Annotated in this window: 6 protein-coding genes; all 6 read left to right on the top strand. The window is 40.6% G+C overall.

Annotated features, from left to right (window positions below; translation table 11 throughout):
* The coding region (locus Q0F90_RS06340; protein WP_296004227.1) for a S16 family serine protease at nt 1–387 on the top strand (387 nt) is incomplete at its 5' end.
* Nucleotides 387–1,085 carry a ribosome biogenesis GTP-binding protein YihA/YsxC gene (gene yihA, locus Q0F90_RS06335; protein WP_296004226.1) on the top strand — a complete coding sequence of 233 codons (699 nt, stop codon included), beginning with the start codon at nt 387–389 and terminating at the stop codon, nt 1,083–1,085. The genes Q0F90_RS06340 and yihA, both read left to right, overlap by 1 nt.
* Nucleotides 1,082–2,053, top strand: coding sequence for a polyprenyl synthetase family protein (locus Q0F90_RS06330; protein WP_296004225.1), 972 nt, complete (start codon nt 1,082–1,084; stop codon nt 2,051–2,053). Before yihA ends, Q0F90_RS06330 begins: the two co-directional genes overlap by 4 nt.
* Before the next feature lies 1 nt (nt 2,054).
* A complete protein-coding gene (gene tatC / locus Q0F90_RS06325; protein ID WP_296004224.1) occupies nt 2,055–2,945 on the top strand; it encodes a twin-arginine translocase subunit TatC in 891 nt (296 codons plus the stop codon).
* A gap of 21 nt (nt 2,946–2,966) precedes the next feature.
* Nucleotides 2,967–5,624: a valine--tRNA ligase gene (locus tag Q0F90_RS06320; protein WP_296004223.1), complete on the top strand. Its 2,658-nt coding sequence runs from the start codon at nt 2,967–2,969 to the stop codon at nt 5,622–5,624.
* A 12-nt stretch (nt 5,625–5,636) separates the two neighbouring features.
* Nucleotides 5,637–6,384 (top strand): folylpolyglutamate synthase/dihydrofolate synthase family protein (locus tag Q0F90_RS06315; RefSeq protein ID WP_296004222.1); only part of this gene is annotated, 748 nt, incomplete at its 3' end.

Below are 6,384 nucleotides of genomic sequence, written 5' to 3'. Positions count from 1 at the left end.
ATCCGCCACAATGCAAAAGCATTAAAAATCGAAGAAGATTTCTATAAGAAACTCGATATTCACGTTCACTTGCCAGAAGGGGCAACGCCTAAAGATGGTCCTTCTGCAGGTATTACAATGACATTGGCTATGGTATCTATTTTGACAAACCGCAAGGTTCGTTCTGATATTGCCATGACTGGTGAAATTACATTGCGTGGCCGCGTATTGCCAATAGGCGGTTTAAAAGAGAAATTATTAGCAGCCTTGTCTCATGGCATTAAAGAGGTATTGATTCCGAAGGGCAATGAAAAGGATATTGCAGAATTACCTGACATTGTAAAAGAAGGACTCATTATTACGCCAGTTAAGACAATGGATGAAGTATTAGCAAAGGCACTTGTGTAATGCAAAAAAAGAAAAAATCCACTAAACAAATGGGGCCAAAACCACAATATACACGAAAAGAACCGAAGGGGCCTCGTATTATAGCAGCAAAATATAATACTTCCTGTGTGAAGGCAGATCAATATCCTGAAGGGGATACTGTGGAAATTGCTTTCATCGGACGCTCTAATGTGGGCAAATCTTCGTTGATTAACTCGTTGTGCAATTATCGTGGGTTAGCCCTCGTTAGTGGTCAGCCAGGTAAGACAAAGACGATAAATTATTTTGATGTGGAGTCAAAAGAGGATATTTCTGAAACTGAGGAGCGCCGTTATCATTGGTTCCTCGTTGACCTGCCTGGTTATGGTTTTGCAAAGACAAATAAAGGAAACCGCAACTTGTGGTCTTCCTTTATTGCCGATTATATTTTACATTCTGAACGATTGATGTTGTTGTGCTTACTTATCGATGGACGTCATCCAGAGATGCCCATTGATAAGGTAGCCTATGATTGGCTTGTTGAGGCTGGTGTATCACTACAAATTGTAGTTACTAAAGCTGACAAATTAACGGCTAAAGAAAAGTCTGCGAACTTGGCTAAAATTAAGGAACTGTATCCAACGGATACACCGCCTATTTTATATAGCTCCTTAAAACATACAGGTCGTGAACTTTTACAACAACGCATCAATAAGGTTCTAGTAGGAGATGAAGCATGAGTCAAACCAATGAGTTAGAGATTATGGAACGCATTGCTCTAGATTTAGAGGGCGTTGAAGAATCTCTTGCATCATCTTTTAATACAGGTGCAGAAGACTTTAATGCACTAATTCGACCATTATCAGCGGCTGGTGGCAAGCGTTTACGCGCTCAATTATGTCTATTGATTGCCAACGCAGGCACATCTGTAGAACGTCAGCGCATTAGAATTGCTGAAGCTGTAGAAATGCTTCATTTAGCAACACTGATTCACGACGATGTGTTAGATCAAGCTGAGATTCGTCGTGGTGAAGATACAATTCATATGCATAAAGGCAATAAAGTAGCTATCCTCAGTGGAGATTACTTGTTTGCAAAAGCATTCCAAATCGTATCTGAAATGCCTAATATGAAGTATTTACAGATTTTCTCTCATATCATTACATGTCTCGTAGAAGGCGAGTTCATGCAAATGGAAGATGTATATCGCATCGATCAAGGGATTGAGCGCTATATGACTAAGACTCAAAAGAAAACAGCGGACTTTATGGAAGGTTGCATGGAACTTGGTGGTCTCTTAGGGGGCTGGAATGAGTCTGAAATTGTTGAGTTAAAAAAATATGGTCATGCTTTAGGTATGGCATTCCAAATTACAGATGATATCATGGACTATCGTGAAACAACTGAGACTACAGGTAAACCTGTAGGGAATGACTTACGCGAAGGTTTATTGACCTATCCTTTACTAAGTATCGTAAATGACGACAATAAAGATAGATTGCTTGCAGATATTAAAGCCTTGAATCATGGCGGTAATGAGCAAGATATTATCGATTACGTTATCGCTCAAGGCGGTATCGACAATACATTAGCGGTAGCTGATAAATATTGTAAAGATGCTTTGGCTGCTCTTGAAGCAGTACGTGACTTCCCAGGGAAGGAATTCCTTGTGATGTCTGTAGAAAATCTAGCTGATAGAAAGGTATAATATGGAGCCGTTCGAATCAAAACCGGATTTCGAATATCCCATAAAAAAACCTTCTTTTGATAGTGTAGTTCGTCAAAAACGGCGTGAAGCAGAGCAAAAAGCAGAGCAAGAACGGTATAAGATGGCAAATTTACAAGTTCCTGAGGAACCGGAGAATGAACCCATTTATACCGAAATGGAACAGAAAATGATGGATGAGGCGAGGGAATTATCCCTTGTAGGACATCTTTCAGAACTGCGAAAACGACTGATCATAATGGCAGTAGCGGTTATACTAGGAACTTGTATTTCTTATTATTATGTAGATTTATTATTAGAAATACTCCTCAAACCGGCGGGCAAGCTCTATTATATGAGACCTACAGAGGCTTTCTTTACGTATATGAAAGTATCCATAGTAGGGGGACTCATTATAGCGGCGCCTATTATACTGCATCAGATTTGGCTATTCGTTAAGCCTGCATTGACTGCGAGAGAAAAACAATTGTCTAACTGGATCTTACCAGTAGCTATTGGCTTATTTGGTATAGGCATTGTATTTTCTTATTTCCTCGTGTTACCTGCAGCAGTGAAGTTCTTCATGGGCTTTGCTACAGATGAACTGCAACCGATGTTTTCCATTGGTCAGTATATGGACTTTGTGTTGTCCTTTGTACTGCCTTTTGGATTTATCTTTGAATTGCCGTTGATTTTAATTATCTTGGGATATTTCAACTTAATAACATCACGTTTTTTAAAAACGAAACGAAAGATATTTATTCTTATATCCTTTATCATAGGTGCTGTCATTTCACCAACACCGGATATGTTCTCTCAAACGATGATTGCATTGCCTATGATATTGCTATATGAAACGAGCCTATTTGTATTGGCTAAGATTATGAAGCGCTAAGGAGTTTATTTAGGAGGAACGATGAAAACCTACGAAAATTTAACCACTTATAACCCCGGTGAAATAGAAGGGAAATGGTATTCTTATTGGGAAAATCAAGGATACTTTCACGAAGAAGTAGACCCGAATAAAGAGCCATTTAGTATCGTCTTGCCGCCTCCTAATGTAACTGGCATGCTTCACATGGGCCATGCTCTAGATAATACATTGCAAGATATCCTCATCCGTTTTAAACGCATGCAAGGTTACAATGTATTGTGGATGCCTGGTACTGACCACGCCGGTATTGCTACTCAAATCAAGGTAGAAGAGATGCTCGCTAAAGAAGAAGGCAAATCTCGCTATGACTTAGGTCGTGAGAAATTCGTAGAGCGCGTATGGGAATGGAAAAAAGAATACGGTGATACTATCGTAAAACAAATCCGCAGCCTTGGCGCATCCTGTGACTGGACTCGCGAACGCTTTACATTAGATGATGGTTACTATCATGCAGTGCGCGAAGTATTCGTAAAACTTTATGAAAAAGGTTTAATCTATCGCGGTGAGCGCATTATCAACTGGTGCCCTCGTTGTGCAACGGCTTTATCTGATGTAGAGGTTGAGCATGAAGATGAACATGGCCATTTATGGCATATTAAATATCCTGTAAAAGGTGAAGATAATCGCTTCGTGGTTGTAGCTACAACTCGTCCAGAAACAATGTTTGGTGACGTGGCGGTAGCGGTAAACCCTGAGGACGATCGTTATAAAGATCTCATTGGTAAAACGTTGGTATTGCCATTCGTTAACCGTGAGATTCCTGTAATTGCCGATGACTATGTAGATGCAAGCTTCGGTACAGGTTGTGTAAAAATTACGCCTGCTCATGACCCTAATGACTTTGAAATGGGCCAACGCCACGATTTAGAATCCATCGTTGTTATGAACAATGATGCGACAATGAACGAAGGCGCCGGTAAGTTCAACGGCTTACCTCGTGAACAAGCGCGTAAACAAGTAGTAGCTGAACTACAAGAGTTAGGCTTGCTTGAAAAAATCGATGACCATGATCATGCAGTCGGACATTGCTCTCGTTGTAATACAATCATCGAACCAATGGTATCTAAACAATGGTTCGTAGATATGAAACCGTTGGCAGAGCCAGCTCTTAAAGTCGTTAAAGAACATGAAGTAGAATTTGTGCCTGAACGCTTTACTAAAACATATGTAAACTGGCTTGAAAACATTCGTGACTGGACGATTTCTCGTCAATTATGGTGGGGCCATCGCATTCCTGCTTGGTATTGTGATGACTGCGGCGAAACTATCGTAAGTCGTGAAGACATTACTGAATGTCCTCATTGTCACGGTCATGTAACACAAGATCCAGATGTTCTTGATACATGGTTTAGCTCTGGCTTGTGGCCATTTGCTACGATGGGTTGGCCTGAACAAACTCCAGAACTTAAACAATGGTACCCAACAAGTGTTCTCGTAACTGGTTACGATATCATCTTCTTCTGGGTAGCTCGTATGATCTTTATGGCTCTTGAGTTCGAAGATGAAATTCCGTTCAAACACGTATTCATCCACGGTCTTGTTCGTGATAGCCAAGGTCGTAAGATGAGTAAATCCTTAGGCAATGGTATCAATCCACTTGATGTTATTGATCAATTTGGTGCCGATGCATTGCGTTTCACTCTTGTAACAGGCAATACTCCTGGTAACGACATGCGTTTCTACATGGAACGTGTGGAAGCGAACCGCAACTTTGCTAACAAGATTTGGAATGCTTCTAAATTCGTATTGATGAATCTTACGAATTATGATGAAAGCTTCGTTCCAACGGCAGATGATTTAACATTAGCTGACCAATGGATTATTCAAAAATATAACGAAACAGTACAAAGTGTAACATCTAACCTAGATAAATTCGAACTTGGTGAAGCGGCAAGCTCCGTATATGACTTCATTTGGAATACGTACTGTGACTGGTATATTGAATTGGCGAAACCTCGTTTGTACAGTGAAAGCAACGAACGCGATCGTCGTACAGTTCAATACTTGCTCGTAACTATCTTGCGTCAAATGCTTGAATTGTTACATCCGTTCATGCCGTTCGTAACAGAACATATTTGGCAGCACTTGCCTCATGAAGGGGATAGCATCGTTGTTGCTAAATGGCCAGAAGCATTGAACTTCGAAAATCTTGACGGCGCAGCACGTCAAATGGAAGTGATGATGGATGCTATTAAAGGCATTCGTAACATGCGTGCTGAAATGAACGTGCCATTAGGTAAAAAAGCAGAGGTTATCGTGGCGCCTACAGATGCAGCATTAGCTCAAACTGTAGCAGATCACAGTGACTATTTTGTAACATTGGCTTGGGCTGAGAAGGTAACAATCCTCGGTGCCAACGATGCTAAGCCAGAAAATGCGACTGTAACAGTTGTAAATGGTATGGAAGTATATCTCTTGCTTAAAGACTTAATCGACGGCGAAAAAGAAAAAGAGCGTATTGCGAAGGAAAAAATTCAAATGGAAAAAGAAATTTCCCGTTTGGAAGGCAAATTGTCCAACCAAGGCTTCCTAGCAAAAGCTCCTGAAGCTGTAGTAGCGAAAGAAAAAGAAAAGTTAGAAGAATATAAACAAAAACAACAAGCGTTATTGGAACGTGAAGCGTTCTTAGAAACCTTATAATAGGAGGTTTATATGACATATCAAGAGGCCTTAGCCTATTTAGAACAGGCATCCTCATTCGGTATTAAGCCTGGCCTTGAACGAATTACAGCTCTTATGGAAGCCCTTGGGAATCCACAAGAGGACTATAAAATTGTTCATGTAACAGGTACGAATGGTAAGGGCTCGGTTACCTCATATATTTCCTACGCGCTGTTTACAAGTGGATTACGGGTGGGGCGATTTACATCGCCTCACCTTCAATCCTATACGGAGCGAATTCAAATCAATGATGGAAATATTACAGAGGAAGCCTTTGGTGAATTAATTAATCGTGTAAAAGGGGCAGTAGACACTATCATCGATAATGGGATAGAGGCACCGACACAATTTGAAATATTGACGGCTGCCGCATTCTTATTCTTTAAAGATCAAGGTGTAGATTATGCGGTAGTAGAAGTTGGGTTAGGCGGATTGTTAGACTCTACTAATATCGTTATTCCTAAAGTGTCTGTTATTACTAATGTATCTATGGATCATCAAGCGTACTGCGGTGATACAGTAGAGGAGATTGCACGTCATAAGGCGGGTATTATTAAATCTAAAGTACCTGTAGTAACAGCTGCACAAGGTACACCTCTCAGTATTATTGAGGACGTAGCCAAAGAAAAGAATGCTAAGCTCTATGCTTTCAATAAAGATTTTGGCATCGATAGTCGCAGTGCTGTAACGGGCGGTCAAATGATTATGGTCAGTACCACTGATGCAGCGCCTGCTATGC

This window comes from uncultured Veillonella sp. (assembly GCF_934190855.1).
GTDB lineage: Bacteria > Bacillota > Negativicutes > Veillonellales > Veillonellaceae > Veillonella.
This window is presented reverse-complemented; position numbering and strand designations above follow the sequence as displayed.

Coding starts and splice junctions, on each gene's coding strand:
- yihA (WP_296004226.1), top strand. CDS start 387: ATGCAAAAAAAGAAAAAATCCACTAAACAAATGGGGCCAAAACCACAA.
- Q0F90_RS06330 (WP_296004225.1), top strand. CDS start 1,082: ATGAGTCAAACCAATGAGTTAGAGATTATGGAACGCATTGCTCTAGAT.
- tatC (WP_296004224.1), top strand. CDS start 2,055: ATGGAGCCGTTCGAATCAAAACCGGATTTCGAATATCCCATAAAAAAA.
- Q0F90_RS06320 (WP_296004223.1), top strand. CDS start 2,967: ATGAAAACCTACGAAAATTTAACCACTTATAACCCCGGTGAAATAGAA.